We start from the raw sequence: 15,739 nt of genomic DNA on the forward strand, positions 1-15,739 counted from the left end.
GCGGCACTGGGACCCGCCGCGCGCCGAGGACGGACTGTCGAGGAGCGTGAGCGCATGGCTCAGCGAAGCAGCTCAGGTCGCGGCGGGACTGCGACCAGGACGAAACGGCAGGCGGGCAACCAGACGCCGAACACGCCGGGTGTGTCGGAGTCCGCGATCTCCGGGATGAAGGTCGACGAGATCCGGGGACAGCTGCGCCGTCGGGGTGTCTCGGGCGTCTCGGGCCTGCGCAAGCCCGAGTTGGTCAAGACCCTCGCCCGTACCCTGCGGGCGGAGGAGCGTGGCGGTGCGGCGCGGGGCAGCAGTGGCCCGGCCGGACGCGCCGGCGGGACCCGGGCCTCGGCCGGCCGGGCGTCGGCCACCAAGAAGGCGGCCACCAGGAAGGCGGCCGGTGGGCGGGCGGCGGCGAGCCGGGCGAAGGCGGCACCGGCGAACAAGGCCGCGCCGGCGAAGAAGGCCGCCGCGCGGAAGGCCGCCGGCCCGGCGAAGGCGACGCGGAAGGCCGCGCCGGCGAAGAAGACGGCCGCGCGGAAGGCCACCGGTACGGCCAAGGCGACGCGGCCGGCCGCGTCGGCTCGAAAGACGGCCGCCACGCCCGCGCGGAAGGCGGCGGCACCGTCGCGGTCCCGCTCGACCGGCGGTGGTACGACGACAGCCGGCGGGGTGCGTACCGGGCGGGGAAGTTCGCGCTCGGTCCGTTCCTCGCAGGTCATCTCGTCGCTGGCCGACCGGCCGGAGCGCCCCGGCCGCAGCCTGGTCACCACCAACCACGACGTGATCCGCCGCTGGGCCCAGGAGCGGAACGCCCGACCGGCGACGATCACCGGCACCGAGCAGGACGGGCGGGCCGGCGTACTCACCTTCCACGTGCCGGGTTACCGGGAGAGCAGCCGGGTCCGGGAGATCACCTGGGACGAGTGGTTCCGGACGTTCGACCTGCGGAAGCTGAACCTGATCTTCCAGGAGCAGCTGCGGGACGGGCGGCAGAGCACCTTCTTCCGGACCGAGTCACCCGATCGGGAGGACGGCTGAGTGTTTGGGGGAATGGCCGACGGGTAACCGCTGTTGGCCACAGACGAGAGCCCGACATTCGGCTTCCGAGGGCCCGGACCTCCGGTGCTGTGACCGGGGAGACAGCCGACCAGGTTGAATCCGGAATCCCGGACGAACTAACTTTATTGCACCGCGTCACGCTCGCAACCGTTCGGGGGAGCGGAGGATCGATCAGATCCGTGCACGAGTGGGACGCGGGGACGGGTGGACCAGCACCGTTGGGGGACGGTGGCCACCTGTTTGGACCGGCGGCGTGAGCGGGCGACGCTTACGGGGGTGAGTGCCGCCCGCCGCCGCCGGTCATACGGTGCGGACGCCCATCACGACCAACGGTCGCGGTGGGCGTTTCGCGTACCCGCCGCCGGCCGTGCACGCTCTTCGCGTACCCCACTCGCGGACGCTGTCCGCGCGGGCCCGGCGGTCAGCCGTCGGCGGCCAGGGCCGGTTCCCGGCGGTCCGCCACGGCCCGGCGTAGCGCGGCCACCCGACGTTCCCGGGCGGGGCCGGTGACCAGGTGCCCGACCGCGGCGAGGAAGCCCAGCCCACCCACGATGAGCCAGTGCCGTTCGCCGAGGTACTGGAGACTGACCCCGCCCAGGGCGGGCGCCACGAACGAGGCCACCGGGAAGGCCAGGTAGAAGACCGCCTGGTAGCGGGCGCGCAGCTCCGGCGGGGCCAGGTCGGCGTTGATCTGCGCGTTGGGCGGGGCGGCGAGCATCTGGCCCACCGTCCACACCACCGCCGCGACCAGATAGACCGGCAGGTCGTCGGCGACCGCGAGGGCGGTGAAGCCGGCGCCGAGCAGAGCCGTGGACACGGCCAGGACGCGGTCCCGGCGGTGCCCGTCGATCAGGCGTGGCACGAAGAGCTGGCCGAGCACGATCAGTACGCCGCCGAGGGCCACCACCGCCCCGTACGCCGACGGGCGCAACCCGTCGTCGCGCATCGCCAACGGCATGATGGTGGACGTCTGCAGGGTGAGGACGGCCAGCACGAGGGTCAGCCCGACGAACGTCAGGAAGGTGCGGTCGGTCAGCGCGGTGTGCAGGCCCGGTGGCCGGTCCCGCCGACCGCCGGCCGGTAGCGGGGCGCCCGCGACCCGGCGCCGGAGCAGGGTCTCCGGCACCTTGACCGCGATCACCACGGCGGCGGTCAGCGTGGCCGCCGCGTCCACCAGGAACAACGCCACGAAGCTCGCCTCGGCGAGCAGGCCGGCCAGCAGCGAGGCGACCGCCATGCCCAGGTTGAACGCCCAGAACTGGAGGTTGAAGGCGCGCGACCGGCGTTGCTCGGGCACCACGTCCACGATCGCCGCGACGAAGGCGGGGCTGGGCATCGAGTGGACCACCCCGAGCAGGGCGGCGAGGGCCGCGATCATCACCAGGTGCCGACTGAACGCGAGCGCGACCAGCAGCCCGGCGGTGGCCAGGTGGGCGGCCACCAGGGTGGCGCGGCGGCCCCACCGGTCGGCCAGTACGCCGCCGAGCAGCACCCCGCCCGCGCCGCCGATCCCGTACGCCCCCACCACCGCGCCGGCCAGCGACTCGCTCGCCCCGCGCGCCTCGGTCAGGTAGAGCGACAGGAAGAGCATCGCGAACCCGCCGGCCCGGTTGATCAGGAGCCCGGCCCAGAGGTACCAGAAGGTGGCGGGCAGCCCGCCGGCGGTGTCGTCCCACCAGTTCCGCAGGCTGCGCACCCGTCCCCCAAAACAGTTCGGTTTCCTAACCGATCGTTCCCGACCGTAGGTACCCGAACCCCCGACACGCCAGCGTGTCCCCCGTCACCTGGACCCTCCCTCCCGGGGCTGCCGGTCAGGGGGTCTTGGCGGGCAGGGGTTCGGCGGGGGCGGTGGCCGCGGATTCGGCCACCTCCGGTACCGGGGGATCGAGGGTGACGACCGGCACCGCCGGCGTACGCAACTCGGTGGCCCGTCGCTCGCGGGCCGGACCGGAGACCAGGTGCGCCACCGCCAGCCCGGCGCCGATCACCGCGCAGCCCAGCCACAGTGCCGTGTTGCCGCTCTGTTCCCGGACCAGGCCGCCGAGGACCGGGGCGGTGGCACCGGCGACCTGCCAGGACAGCGAGAAGGTGCCCTGGTAGCGGCCCCGCAACTCGGCCGGGGACAGCTCCGCGATCAGGGTGGCGTTGGAGGGCGAGTTGAGCATCTCGCCGATGGTCCAGATCAACACCGTCAGGCCGTAGAACCAGGCGGTCCCGGCGAAGGCGGTGAGACCGAAGCCGACGCCCATCACGATCGAGGACAGGGCGAGCACGTGCGAACGGCTCCGGCCGCGGATGAGCCGGGGCACGAAGAGTTGACCGAACACGATCAGGACGCCGTTGAGGGCGATCACCGACCCGAAGGTGGCGGGGGACAGGCCGGAATCGCCCATCGCGATCGGGAGCATCGAGATGTGCTGGAGGAACACCAGCGCGGAGAACAGGTTGAGCACCACGAAGCCGAGGAAGACCCGGTCGGCGAGGATGGTGCGCAGCGCGCCGGCGGGCGCGGTACCGCCCTTGCGGGCACCCGGGGCCGTGGCCCGTCGGGTCTCGCCGACCTTGAAGAAGATGACCAGCGCGGTGACCAGCGTGGTGGACGCGTCGACCACGAACAGCAGGAGGTAGTCGACCTCCGCGGCGAGGCCGGCGAGGATGGCCGCACAGGCGAACCCGAGGTTGATCGCCCAGTAGTTGAGCGAGAAGGCGCGCAGCCGGTCCTTCTCCGGCACCACGTCGACCATCATCGCGCCGAATGCCGGTCGGGCGGCCTCGGCGAACGTCCCGAGCAGGAACGCGCCGACCGCCACCGCCCACAGTGGCCGGGCGAAGCCGAGGGCGAGCATCATGGCCGCCGCGCCGAGGTGGGCGGTGAGCAGGGTGGGTCGCCGCCCCCATCGGTCGGTCAGCGTGCCGCCGGCGGTGGTGCCGACCGCGCCCCCGACGCCCCAGAGGCCGAGCACCAGACCGGCCTGGGTGGCGGAGAAGTCGCGCTCCTGGGTGAGGTAGATGGCCAGGAACACCAGGACGAACGAGCCGAGGCGGTTGATCAGGCTGCCGGCCCAGAGGTACCAGAAGGTCCTCGGTAGTCCTCCGGTGGTCTCCCCGAACCAGTCCCGCATCGTCCGCACCCCGTCGCCCCGCTCCCCGTAATGACCGGCATGATCACAGTGCCTTACAACCTAGTGAACAGCCGGAACGCCGGTCATCGGCTTTTCCACGTGGTGGTCGTCACCACCCTTGCCGCGTGCCCGGCACCGAGTTGGGGCAGGATGATCGGCATGACTGCGAGCGAAGGGCCCACCGTCGGGACGCTGGTCCTGCTGCGGCACGGTGAGAGCGACTGGAACGCGAAGAACCTCTTCACCGGCTGGGTGGACGTCGACCTGACCGAGAAGGGCGAGACCGAGGCGCGGCGCGGCGGCGAATTGCTCCGCGAGCACGACCTGCTGCCGGACGTCGTACACACCAGCGTCATGCGGCGCGCGATCCGCACCGCCGAGCTGGCGCTGAACGCCGCCGACCGGCACTGGATCGCGGTGCGCCGGTCGTGGCGACTCAACGAACGGCACTACGGCGCCCTCCAGGGCAAGAACAAGAAGCAGACCCTGGAGGAGTACGGCGAGGAGCAGTTCATGCTCTGGCGCCGCTCGTACGACACCCCGCCGCCGCCGATCGACGACAACGACGAGTTCTCGCAGGTGGGCGACCCGCGCTACGCGCTGCTGCCGGGCGAGCTGATGCCGCGTACCGAGTGCCTCAAGGACGTCGTCGAGCGGATGCTGCCGTACTGGTACGACTCGATCGTGCCGGACATCCTGGCCGGTCGCACCGTGCTGGTGGCCGCGCACGGCAACTCGCTTCGTGCCCTGGTCAAGCACCTCGACCAGATCAGCGACGAGGCGATCGCCAAGCTGAACATCCCGACCGGGATCCCGCTGCGCTACGACCTGGACCCGCAGCTGCGTCCCCTCACGCTGGGCGGCACCTACCTCGACCCGGCCGCCGCGAAAGCCGCTGCCGCCGCGGTCGCCAACCAGGGCCGCTGAAGTGTAAGGAAGGGCCCCCTTTTAACGCCTGGTGCATAGGAAGGGCCCCTTTTTAACGTCAGGCGTTAAGAAGGGGCCCTTCCTTGCAACTCAGCTGCCGGTGGGTGAGGTCTCGCCGGTGATCAGGTAGACGACGTGCTCGCCGGCGTTCACCGCGTGGTCGGCGAAGCGCTCGTAGAACCGGCCGAGCAGCGTGGCGTCGATGGCCGTCTCCACGCCGTACGGCCAGTCGTCGCCGAGCAGCACCCCGAACAGGCTCTTGTGCAGGTCGTCCATCGCGTCGTCGTCGCGGTCCAGCTCGGCGGCGAGGTCGGCGTCGGGCTTGGCCAGGACCACGGCGATCTTGCCGCCCATCCGGTCGGCGATGGACGACATGTCGGTGAAGATCGGCCGCAGCTCCGCCGGTACCGCCGGCGACGGGTGCCGCCGGAGCGCGGTCTTCGCCACGTGGTCGGCCAGGTCACCCATCCGCTCCAGGTCGGCGGCGACGTGCAGCGCGGTGATCATCGCGCGCAGGTCGGAGGCGACCGGTGCCTGCCGGGCGAGCAGGTCGCAGACCCGCTCCTCGACGTGCCGGTAGAGGCCGTCGATCTCGGCGTCTCGCTCGATGACCGATTCGGCCGACTGCCGGTCGGCGGTGAGCAGGGCACGGGTGGCGTTCCGCATCGCGGCCCGGACCCCCTCCGCCATGTCCACCAGCAGTTGGCTGACGATTTGCAGATCGGCCCGGAACTCGTCGCGCATGGTCACGTCCTGTGGTCGGTGGCCGCCGAGCGGGGAGTCCGGCGGTGGGGTCAGGTGCGCAGCCCACGGTAGGCCGGGCGGGCGGACCCGAGATTAACCACGGTGAACGACGCCGGACGTGACGGTGAACATTCCCGGAAGCGAGAGTGGTTCGTCCCGGTCTGGGCGGTAGCTGGGTTAACAATGACCATACGATCGCCGGGTGGATTGGGCGGTGACGGTCGCTGCGGCCCTGGGGCTGGCAGCCGGACTCGTGGCCGGGGTGTCGCTACCCCGGCTCCTACCCGCGCTCCGCGACCGCACCACCGCTACCGGGAGCCGCCGAGGCAGCTTCCTCTGGAACACAGGGAGGCGCGCGATCGCCGAGGATCCACAGTCCGGGCTGGGACGCCGGACGATCGACTCGCTCCGGGCCGGTGTGGTCGTGCTCGACCCGGACGACACACCTGTCCTGGTGAACCCCGCGGCCCGCGCGATGGGCCTGCTCCGCACCGGCGCCACCGCGGGCTCGGTCGACGCCCACCCGCTGATCCGTACCCTCGCCGGCCAGGTGCGCCGCACCGGGGTGCGGCGCGAGATCGAGCTCGACCTGCCGCGCGGTCGCGACAACGGCGGGGTGAACCCGCTGGGCGTGCACTTGCGGGCGATGGGGCTGGGCGCCGGGTACGTCGCCGTGGAGGCGGCCGACGTGACCGAGTCGCACCGGCTGGCCCGGGTGCGGCGGGACTTCGTGGCGAACGTCAGTCACGAGCTGAAGACACCGATCGGCGCCCTGCAACTGCTCGCCGAGGCGCTCCTGGACGCCACCGAGCCGGCCGGGCAGGGGCAGCCCGACCTCTCCGAGGACCTGGTCGCCGCGCGCCGGTTCGCCGAGCGGATCCAGCACGAGTCGACCCGGCTGGGGCGGCTGGTGCAGGAGTTGCTCGAACTGACCCGGCTGCAGGGGGCCGAGCCGCAGCCGGCGCCGGAGCCGGTCGCGGTGGACTGGGTGGTCGCCGAGGTCCTGGATCGTACGCGGACCAACGCCAGCGCCCGCCGGATCGACGTCGTCGTCGACGTCGACCGGGGACTGACCGTGTACGGCAGCGACAGCCAGCTCGCCACGGCGGTGGCGAACCTGGTCGAGAACGCGGTCAACTACTCGGGCGAGGACACCACGGTCCGGATCACCGCCCGTGCCGAGGACGAGCACGTCACGATCGCCGTCGCCGACCAGGGCATCGGCATCGCCCCGACCGACGTGGACCGGATCTTCGAGCGCTTCTACCGGGCCGACCAGGCCCGGTCCCGTGCCACCGGGGGTACCGGGCTGGGCCTGGCAATCGTCAAGCACATCGCCGGCAACCATGGCGGAAGGGTGGAGGTGTCGAGCACTCTTGGTGGTGGGTCGACGTTCACCCTGCGGCTGCCCACCCGTCCACCGGAGGACCTGCTGGCGACACTGCCGTCGGCTGGGATCGAGGCCGGCCCGGCCGGGCTCCGGCAGGTCTGACAGCAATGAAAGGAACTTCCCGTTGAGCCGCGTTCTGGTGGTCGAGGACGAGGAGTCGTTCTCCGACGCCCTGTCGTACATGCTCCGCAAGGAGGGCTTCGAGGTGTCCGTCGCCGCGACGGGCCCCTCCGCCCTGACCGAGTTCGACCGGACCGGCGCCGACATCGTGCTGCTCGACCTGATGCTGCCCGAGATGTCCGGCACCGAGGTGTGTCGGCAGCTCCGGCAGCGCTCGCACGTGCCGATCATCATGGTCACCGCGCGGGACAGCGAGATCGACAAGGTGGTCGGTCTGGAGATCGGCGCCGACGACTACGTCACCAAGCCGTACTCCCCGCGTGAGCTGGTCGCCCGGATCCGCGCCGTGCTGCGCCGGCAGAGCGCCGACGTGGCCGAGTCCGGTGCGCCGACCCTGGCCGCCGGCCCGGTGCGGATGGATATCGAGCGGCACGTGGTGACCGTCGACGGCGGTGCCGTGCAGCTGCCGCTGAAGGAGTTCGAACTGCTGGAGCTGCTGCTGCGCAATGCCGGCCGGGTGCTCACCCGGGGCCAGCTCATCGACCGGGTGTGGGGTGCCGACTACGTCGGTGACACCAAGACCCTCGACGTGCACGTCAAGCGGCTGCGCTCGAAGATCGAGCCGGAGCCGTCCGCGCCGCGTTTCATCGTCACCGTACGAGGGCTGGGCTACAAGTTCGAGCCGTGAGCCGACATACGTGAAAGGGCCCGCGTCGACTCGGCGCGGGCCCTTTGCTGGCTACCGCAAGTAGCCGTAGCTTCGTTGAGTCGATGTAACCCCAGGTGAGGGTGTGGCCGCCGGATGGTACCGGTGTGCCGTCGCTTTGCTCTGCTTACCTATACGCAACCCCCGTCTGAGCAGGGCGGCTCCGCGGGGGCTCAGACGCCGCTGTGGAAATGACCGTTACGGAGAGTGTCCGGTGCGTCTGTTGAAGCAGAGCAAAGGGTCGAGACGGCATGTGGTGGGTCGGGGGTGGCAGTCACTCCTGGTCACCGGCTGAACCGGCGGGTCGGCTGCGCCGGCGGCCGGTCAGACCGGGTCGGCGGGGTGCGGGGCGACCATGCCCTTCCGCAGCCGCGCGCCGCACAGTTCGGCGAGCTTGGCGTACGCGGGCGCACCGATGAGCGCGGTCAGCTCGGGGCCGTAGGACACGTACATCGGATCGGCGCCGACGTGCGCGTCCGTCGAGGAGGTGCACCACCAGTCCAGGTCGTGCCCGCCGGCACCCCAGCCCCGGCGGTCGAACTCGCTCAGCGACGACACCAGCACCTTCGTGTTGTCCGGCCGGTCGACCCACTCCTGGTCCCGGCGGATCGGCAGCTGCCAGCAGACGTCCGGCTTGTACTCCAGCGGGTGCACCCCGTCACGCAGCGCCTGGGCGTGCAGCGCGCAGCCGGCCCCGGCGGGGAAGTCCGCGTCGTTGAGGAACACGCACGGCCCCTCGTCGCCCTGGGTCGCCGTACGCCGGGCGGTCTTCTTGCCGTCCAGCGTGTCCTCGGCGGTCCAGTTCCGGAAGCCCCGGCGGTGGTGCTGCCAGGTGGCCGGGGTGAGGCGCTTGACCGCGTCGCGGACCCGCTTCTCGTCGTCGGCGTCGGTGAAGAACGCGCCGTGCGAGCAGCATCCGTCGGCCGCCCGGCCGGCGACGATACCGTGGCAGCCCCGGCCGAAGATGCACGTCCACCGGGACAGCAGCCACGTCAGGTCGGCGCGCACCACGTGCTTCTCGTCGGCCGGGTCGGGGAACTCGATCCACTCCCGGGGGAAGTCCAGCGGCACCTCGCGACTGCGCGGGTCGTCCGGGTCGTCCACCAGCACGCGGAGCTCGATCTGCCCTGTCACCCGGTCAGCGTACGCGCGGTGTCCCCCGCCGGCCCGCGAGCCGCCGAAACGTGTTGGCCCTAGTGTCATCGGCATGCGACTGGGAGTCCTGGACGTCGGGTCCAACACGGTGCACCTGCTGGTGGTCGACGCTCACCGGGGCGCGCACCCGTGGCCGGCGCACTCGGAGAAGGTGGTGCTGCGCCTCGCCGAGCAGATCGGCCCGGACGGCGCGTTGACCGAGGCGGGCGCGGACGGCCTGGTCAAGGCGGTCGGCATGGCCAAGGCGGCGGCCGCCGGCCTGGCGGCGGACGACCTGATCGCGTTCGCCACGTCCGCCGTGCGCGACGCCACCAACGCGGGCGAGGTCCTCGCCCGGGTGCGGGAGGAGTCCGGCGTACGCCTGGAGGTCCTCGCCGGGGCGGACGAGGCCCGGATGACGTTCCTCGCGGTGCGGCGGTGGTTCGGTTGGTCGGCGGGGCGGCTGCTGGTCCTGGACATCGGCGGCGGGTCGCTGGAGCTGGCCGCCGGGATCGACGAGAACCCGGACGTGGCGGTGTCGCTGCCGCTCGGCGCGGGCCGGTTGACCCGCGACCGGCTCCGCGTTTCGCCGGACAGTGCCACGCCGCCGTCGGCCGAGGCGGTGGAGGAGCTGCGGGCGTACGTGGACGACCTGCTCGACCCGGTCGTCACGCAGCTGACCGAGGTGGGCTGGGAGCGGCCGGTCGCCACCTCCAAGACGTTCCGGACGCTCGCCCGGCTGGCCGGGGCGGCGCCGTCCGGAGCCGGGCTCTGGGCCCGCCGCCAGCTGACCCGGGCCGGGCTGGGCCAGGTGCTCGGCTTCATCCGGCACATCCCGCCGGTCAAGCTGGCGCAGTTGGAAGGCGTCAGTGTGGGCCGCGCGCACCAGTTGCTCGCCGGTGCGGTGGTCGCCGAGGCGGTGCTGCGCCGGCTCGACATCGACACGCTGGACATCTGCCCGTGGGCGCTGCGGGAGGGCGTCATCCTGAGCAGGCTGGACCAGCTCGCCCCGATGTGACCTGGCGCGCGGTGGGCGCTTTGCGGGTGCTCGTCCCGATGCCGTCCGGCGCTGCCGGCTACCCTCGACACTGTGACTTCCCGCGTCCCGGTGCTCCTGTCCACCTCCTCGGTCTTCCCCGAGCGGACCGCGGCCGCGTTCCAGCTGGCCGCGGCGCTCGGCTACGACGGTGTCGAGGTGATGGTCTGGACCGACGCGGTCAGCCAGGACGCCGGCGCGCTCAAGGGCCTCGCCGAGCACTACGGCGTGCCGGTGCTCTCCGTGCACGCCCCCTGCCTGCTGGTCACCCAGCGGGTGTGGAGCCCCGACCCGTGGGAGCGGCTGCGCCGCTCCGCCGAGCTGGCCGAGACGCTGGGCGCGCCGACCGTCGTGGTGCATCCGCCGTTCACCTGGCAACGGGAGTACGCGCGGACCTTCGCCGAGGGGCTGGCCGAGATCGAGGGCCGGTTCGACGGGTTGCGCTTCCCGGTGGAGAACATGTTCCCGGTGCGGATGGCCGGCCGGCAGTTCGTCCCGTACGTGCCCGGTTGGGACCCCACCGAGGTGGGTTACTCGTCGTACACGCTGGACCTGTCGCACTGCGCCGCGTCGCACATCGACTCGCTGGACCTGGCCGACCGGATGGGCGCCGGACTGGCACACGTGCACCTCGGCGACGGCACCGGCGAGGGGCGCGACGAGCACCTGGTGCCGGGGCGGGGCACCCAGCCCTGCGCCGAGCTGCTCCGCTCGCTGGCCGGGCGCGGGTTCACCGGTTCGGTCGCGGTGGAGGTCTCCACCCGGGGCGCGAAGAGTCGCGCCGTCCGCGAGGCGGACCTGCGCGAGGCGTTGGCGTTCGCCCGCCAGCACCTCGGCACCCCGTCCCCGGTCGACGCGTGAGGCGAACCGGCGTCAGGTGACCGGAGTGAGGGCGTCCGCGGTCGCCGTCGCGCTGACCTGCTCGCCGACGGCCGCGCGCTTGCGGGCCCGGTGGGCGGCCACGTGCGACCGGGTGGCGCAGCGCTCCGAGCAGAACCGGCGGCAGCAGTTCGACGAGGTGTCCAGGTAGACGTTGCCGCACCGCTCGTCGGCGCAGACGCCGAACCGGGCGCTGCCGTACTCGCACAGCCACACCGACAGTCCCCAGACCGCACCGGCCAGGTATTCGGCGCTCACCGACGCACCCCGACTGGTCACGTGCATGTGCCAGTCGCTGGAGTCGTGCCCGGAGATGCGGGGCTGCACCGGGTATGCCTCCAGCAGCGCGTTCAGCTCGGTCACCGCCTGCGCGTCCCGTCCCGACGTGCCGTAGTCGAAGACGTCACGCAGGCGCTTCTGCGCCCGTCGGAAGATGGCCACGTCCCGGTCCGACGCCTCTTCGCGCATCCAGGCGCTGTCGTCCGGGAAGAGGGCCCGCAGGTCGTCGAGGTCGTCCAGGCGGGCGTTGACCAGGTCAACGCCCATCCGGGCGTACGCGTCGAAGTTCACGCCATCAAAGGTAGACGACTCACGGGGTGCGTGCCGCGTCGATGTAGTGCGGCAGGAACCGCGCGTACCCGTCGGTGATCAGACTCTCGCTCTCCCGGATGCCGGCGCCGGCGGACTCGCCGTCGACGATCCAGCTGCCCAGCACCATGTGCCCGCCCCCGCCGATCTCGGGCAGCGCCCGGAACTCCTGGTAGCACCAGCCCTCGTCGCCGTAGATCCCCGGGTTGGTGACCTCCCCCCGGCCGGTGACGATCCGCACCGATCCCCCCTCCCGGCCGAGCAGCGGCTTCGCCACGTACGCGGACATCCCACGTGGTGAGTCCAGGTACGCGGGCAGCAGCAGCTCGTGCCCCGGGTACAGCTCCCACAGCACGGCCAGCAGCGCCTTGTTCGACAGGAGCAGCTTCCAGGCCGGTTCGATCCAGGTGGTCGGGGTGCCCGGGTCCAGTGCCGGCCGCCCGTACGGCTCGGCGAGCATCCACTCCCACGGGTAGAGCTTGAAGCAGGTGGTGACCGGCTGACCGGACCGGTCGACGAACCGGCGCCCGTTCCAGCCGATCTCCTGGATGGGCTGGAGCGTCACCTCCAGCCCCGCCTGGCGGGCGGTCTCGGCCAGGTAGCCGGCGGTCATGTGGTCCTCGCCCGACTCCTCCTCGTTCGACCAGACCACGTGCACCCGCCTGTCGTACAGGCCCGCGCCGATCTTGGCCCAGGCGCCGACCAGCCGCTCGTGGATGCTGTTCCACTGGTCGGCGTCGGGGCGGGTCTGCTCCAGCCAGTACCACTGCACGATGCTCGCCTCGACCAGCGCGGTCGGGGTGTCCGCGTTGTATTCCAGCATCTTCGGCGGCCAGCTGCCGTCGTACCAGAGGTCGAAGCGCCCGTAGAGCGTCGGCGGCCCCTCCCGCAGCGACCGGGCGACCGCCTCGGCCGCCCAGCCGGGGATGCCGAACTCGGCGTACCGGTTGCCGGCCACCACGTGCTCGGCGGCGGCCACCGACATCCGGTGTAGTTCCTCGGTGGCCTCCTCCAGCCGGAGCACCTCGTCCAGGTCGAACGCGTACGCCGCGGTCTCGTCCCAGTACGACATGATCTCGCCGTCGGGCAGTTCGGTGTCCACGTACACCAGTCCCTGCGAGCGGATCGTGGCGTCCCAGTCCGGTCGGGGGGTGACCGACTCCCGGCGCACCTCAGCCGCCGCAGGCGGCGAGGTGGGTGCCGAAGCCGCCCCGCTCGGGCAGTGCCGCGTCGGCGGACCGGTCGGCGCCGGTGGCGACGGGTACGGCGGCCGTCGCGGGCTCGCGCAGCGCGAGGGCGACCGTGCCCCCGCCCCCGACCGGGCCCAGCGCGCAGTCGTCGTCATCGTCGTCGTCGGAGGACATGTTGCAGCCGGACAGGGCGAGCGCGAGCGCGGTGAGCGCGCCGAGCTGCACGGAGGCCGACCGGAGCCGGCGACGGGGGTGTGCGGTCACGTCATGGTTGTAGCCGATCGGTGCCAGGCACGGAAGCCCGCCGGTGCCCGGCGGAGCCCTCCGGGCGGGCGTTACGCTCGGTTCATGCTCCGTTCCGTCATCCTCGCCGCCTCCCGGTCATCCCAGGTCGAGCGGCTCGTCGCGACGGCCCCGTTCACCCGGGACGTCGTCCGCCGGTTCGTCGCCGGCGCCAAGACCGACGACGCGTTGCGCGCGACCCGCGAACTCGTCGACGACGGTCTCTCGGTCTCCCTGGACAACCTCGGCGAGGACACCGTCACCGGTGAGCAGGCCGACGCCATCCGGGACGAGTACGTGAAGCTGCTGCGGCTGCTCTCCGCCGCCGGGTTGACCCCGGGCGCCGAGGTGAGCGTGAAGCTCTCCGCGCTCGGGCAGAACTTCGACGAGCAGCTCGCGTACGACAACGCGCGGGCGATCTGCGCGGCGGCCGACGAGGCGGGCACCACGGTCACCCTGGACATGGAGGACCACACCACCACCGACTCGACCCTGGACATCCTGGCCAAGCTGCGCAAGGACCACCCGTCCACCGGGGCGGTGCTCCAGGCGTACCTGCGGCGTACCGAGTCGGACTGCCGCGAGCTGGCGACGGCCGGGTCCCGGGTCCGGCTGTGCAAGGGCGCGTACAAGGAGCCGGAGTCGGTGGCGTACCAGTCCGCCCGCGAGGTGGACAAGTCGTACGTCCGCTGCCTGAACATCCTGATGTCCGGCGCGGGTTACCCGATGCTGGCCACCCACGACCCGCGACTGATCGCCATCGGCGAGGACCGGGCCCGCTGGTTCGACCGCGGCCCGGACAGCTTCGAGTTCCAGATGTTGTACGGCATCCGGCCCGAGGAGCAGGCCCGCCTGGTGGGCGAGGGATACACCGTGCGGACCTACGTGCCGTACGGCGACGACTGGTACGGCTACCTCATGCGGCGTCTCGCCGAGCGCCCCGCCAACCTGGTCTTCTTCGGTCGGGCGCTGGCCAGCCGGAAGTAGCCCGACCCCGCTGCCCGGACGGGCCGGCGGCGACCCGGGGTCGCCGCCGGCCCTTTTTCGTTGACGGTTGCGGTTAATGAGGCTAACTTTCTGGTTATGACAGTTAGCTTCGTGGGGCGGGACGGCGGACGGCTCGCGTACCAGGTTCACGGGCAGGGCCCGCTGGTGGTCCTGGCGCACGGCATGGGGGAGAACCGCCACGCGTACCGGCACCTGGTTCCGCTGCTGGTCGAGGCGGGGCACCGGGTGGCCGCGGTGGACATCCGGGGGCACGGCCGGTCCAGTGCCGGCTGGCCGTCGTACGCCCCGGCGGAGGTCGGCGCCGACCTGGTCGCCGTGGTTCGGGACCTCGGTGGTGGGCCGGCGACGTTGGTGGGCAGCTCGTCCAGCGCGGCGGCCGTGGTCTTCGCCGCCGCCGACGCGCCCGACCTGGTGAACGGGATCGTGCAGATCGGCGCGCTCGTCGGCAGGCCGAAACTGACCCCGGCGCTGCGGCTGGCCCAGTTCGCGGTGCTGCGCAGCCCCCGGTTGTTCGGGATGTTCCACCGCACGCTGTTCCCGGTGCACCGGCCGGCCGACGACGCCGCGTACCGCAAGGCGATGGTGGCCAACCTGCGCGAACCCGGCCGGATGGCCGCGACCCGGGGTGTCGTCGCCCCGGTCGAGCCGCACTGGACGGCCCGGGCCCGCGAGGTGCGCCAGCCGGTGCTGGTGCTGATGGGCACGAAGGATCCCGACTTCCCCGACCCGGGCGCGGAGGCCCGCGCCGCACGGCGGCTCTTCGCCACCGCCGAGGCCCGGATGATCGCCGACGCCGGTCACTACCCGCACGCCGACCGGCCGGCCGCGACCGCCGCCGCGCTCGCCGACTTCCTGGCGGTGGCCGCCGGTGCCTAGGGCCGGCCTCACCCCGCAGAGCGTGGTGCGCGCGGCGGCCGACCTCGCCGACGAGGTCGGCCTCGACCGGCTCACCCTCGCCGCCGTGGCCGCCCGGCTCGGTGTCACGCTGCCCGGCCTCTACAAGCACGTCCGCGGCGCCGACGCGCTCCACCAGCGACTCTCCGCGCTGGCCACCGCCGAGATCGCCGAGGAGATGGTCGCCGCCGCCGTCGGCCGGGCCGGCGGCGACGCCCTCCGGGCCGTCGCCGCCGCCTACCGCGACTACGCCCACCGGCACCCCGGCCGTTACCCGGCGACCCAGCGCGTGCCCGACCCGGCCGACGCCGAGCACCGGGCCGCGGGGGAGCGCGCGGTCGGCGTCGTCTACGCCATCCTGCGGGGGTACGGGGTGACCGGCGACGCCGCCGTCGACGCGGTACGCACGTTCCGGGCCTCCGTGCACGGCTTCGTGCTGCTGGAGGCGGCCGGCGGGTTCGGGCTGCCGCAGGACGTGGACCGCTCCTTCGGCCGGATGCTCGACGGCCTGGACGCGGCCTACCGCACCTGGCCCCGAAGCCCCTGACCCGCCCCGCCCCCCGCCCCCCGCCCCCCGCCCCCCGGCCCCCCGGTCCCGGTCCCGGTCCCGGTCCCGGTCCCGCGATCTTGCACTTCTGGTCGCCGTTACACCCCTTGTGGACCGAT

Annotated in this window: 16 protein-coding genes; 9 read left to right on the forward strand and 7 right to left on the reverse strand. The window is 72.5% G+C overall.

The window, feature by feature from the left end; translation table 11 throughout:
- Positions 1–54: 54 nt before the first annotated feature.
- Positions 55–1,032 carry a hypothetical protein gene (locus D7223_RS29750; RefSeq protein WP_120732509.1) on the forward strand — a complete coding sequence of 326 codons (978 nt, stop codon included), beginning with the start codon at positions 55–57 and terminating at the stop codon, positions 1,030–1,032.
- Between the two features lie 442 nt (positions 1,033–1,474).
- Here the strand turns inward: D7223_RS29750 and D7223_RS29755 are convergent, their stop codons facing one another.
- Together D7223_RS29755 and D7223_RS29760 are read right to left on the reverse strand one after the other, a co-directional pair.
- The gene (locus D7223_RS29755; protein WP_120732511.1) at positions 1,475–2,749 is read right to left on the reverse strand and encodes an MFS transporter; all 1,275 of its coding nucleotides are present in this window, start codon (positions 2,747–2,749) and stop codon (positions 1,475–1,477) included.
- Positions 2,750–2,864: 115 nt separating this feature from the next.
- Positions 2,865–4,184, reverse strand: a complete 1,320-nt coding sequence (locus D7223_RS29760) for an MDR family MFS transporter (RefSeq protein ID WP_120732513.1) — start codon at positions 4,182–4,184, stop codon at positions 2,865–2,867.
- 150 nt (positions 4,185–4,334) lie between these two features.
- On the opposite strand from D7223_RS29760, the gene D7223_RS29765 reads away from it, so the two are divergent.
- Positions 4,335–5,102 (forward strand): phosphoglyceromutase, encoded by a 768-nt coding sequence (locus D7223_RS29765; protein WP_120732515.1) that lies wholly within the window; start codon positions 4,335–4,337, stop codon positions 5,100–5,102.
- A 90-nt stretch (positions 5,103–5,192) separates the two neighbouring features.
- Here the strand turns inward: D7223_RS29765 and phoU are convergent, their stop codons facing one another.
- Positions 5,193–5,846 (reverse strand): phosphate signaling complex protein PhoU, encoded by a 654-nt coding sequence (gene phoU / locus D7223_RS29770; protein ID WP_120732517.1) that lies wholly within the window; start codon positions 5,844–5,846, stop codon positions 5,193–5,195.
- Between the two features lie 202 nt (positions 5,847–6,048).
- On the opposite strand from phoU, the gene D7223_RS29775 reads away from it, so the two are divergent.
- Entirely contained in the window at positions 6,049–7,338 is a 1,290-nt protein-coding gene (locus tag D7223_RS29775) for a sensor histidine kinase (RefSeq protein ID WP_120732519.1), read from the forward strand.
- 22 nt (positions 7,339–7,360) lie between these two features.
- On the forward strand, positions 7,361–8,044 hold the full coding sequence (locus tag D7223_RS29780) for a response regulator transcription factor (RefSeq protein ID WP_120732521.1): 684 nt from the start codon (positions 7,361–7,363) through the stop codon (positions 8,042–8,044).
- Between the two features lie 342 nt (positions 8,045–8,386).
- On the opposite strand, the gene D7223_RS29785 is transcribed toward D7223_RS29780, so the two are convergent.
- A complete protein-coding gene (locus D7223_RS29785) occupies positions 8,387–9,196 on the reverse strand; it encodes a DUF3109 family protein (RefSeq protein WP_120732523.1) in 810 nt (269 codons plus the stop codon).
- 73 nt (positions 9,197–9,269) lie between these two features.
- Here D7223_RS29785 and D7223_RS29790 point away from each other — a divergent pair, with 73 nt between their 5' ends.
- A complete protein-coding gene (locus tag D7223_RS29790) occupies positions 9,270–10,214 on the forward strand; it encodes a Ppx/GppA phosphatase family protein (RefSeq protein WP_120732525.1) in 945 nt (314 codons plus the stop codon).
- Positions 10,215–10,286: 72 nt separating this feature from the next.
- On the forward strand, positions 10,287–11,093 hold the full coding sequence (locus tag D7223_RS29795; RefSeq protein WP_120732527.1) for a sugar phosphate isomerase/epimerase family protein: 807 nt from the start codon (positions 10,287–10,289) through the stop codon (positions 11,091–11,093).
- Positions 11,094–11,105: 12 nt separating this feature from the next.
- Here the strand turns inward: D7223_RS29795 and D7223_RS29800 are convergent, their stop codons facing one another.
- From D7223_RS29800 to D7223_RS29810, 3 genes are read right to left on the reverse strand one after another with little or no spacing between them, the layout of a single operon-like run.
- Positions 11,106–11,681, reverse strand: a complete 576-nt coding sequence (locus D7223_RS29800; protein ID WP_120732529.1) for a CGNR zinc finger domain-containing protein — start codon at positions 11,679–11,681, stop codon at positions 11,106–11,108.
- A 19-nt stretch (positions 11,682–11,700) separates the two neighbouring features.
- On the reverse strand, positions 11,701–12,870 hold the full coding sequence (locus D7223_RS29805; RefSeq protein ID WP_120732531.1) for a glutathionylspermidine synthase family protein: 1,170 nt from the start codon (positions 12,868–12,870) through the stop codon (positions 11,701–11,703).
- Between the two features lies 1 nt (position 12,871).
- Entirely contained in the window at positions 12,872–13,153 is a 282-nt protein-coding gene (locus D7223_RS29810; protein WP_238162282.1) for a hypothetical protein, read from the reverse strand.
- 84 nt (positions 13,154–13,237) lie between these two features.
- On the opposite strand from D7223_RS29810, the gene D7223_RS29815 reads away from it, so the two are divergent.
- The 3 genes from D7223_RS29815 (at position 13,238) to D7223_RS29825 (ending at position 15,620) form a co-directional block, all read left to right on the forward strand.
- On the forward strand, positions 13,238–14,158 hold the full coding sequence (locus D7223_RS29815) for a proline dehydrogenase family protein (protein WP_120732533.1): 921 nt from the start codon (positions 13,238–13,240) through the stop codon (positions 14,156–14,158).
- Between the two features lie 96 nt (positions 14,159–14,254).
- Positions 14,255–15,055 carry an alpha/beta fold hydrolase gene (locus D7223_RS29820; RefSeq protein ID WP_120732535.1) on the forward strand — a complete coding sequence of 267 codons (801 nt, stop codon included), beginning with the start codon at positions 14,255–14,257 and terminating at the stop codon, positions 15,053–15,055.
- Positions 15,048–15,620 carry a TetR/AcrR family transcriptional regulator gene (locus tag D7223_RS29825; protein ID WP_120732537.1) on the forward strand — a complete coding sequence of 191 codons (573 nt, stop codon included), beginning with the start codon at positions 15,048–15,050 and terminating at the stop codon, positions 15,618–15,620. The genes D7223_RS29820 and D7223_RS29825 overlap by 8 nt, the downstream gene beginning before the upstream one ends.
- Positions 15,621–15,739 lie beyond the last annotated feature (119 nt).

The sequence above is a fragment of the Micromonospora endolithica genome (assembly GCF_003626595.1).
Lineage (GTDB): Bacteria > Actinomycetota > Actinomycetes > Mycobacteriales > Micromonosporaceae > Micromonospora > Micromonospora endolithica.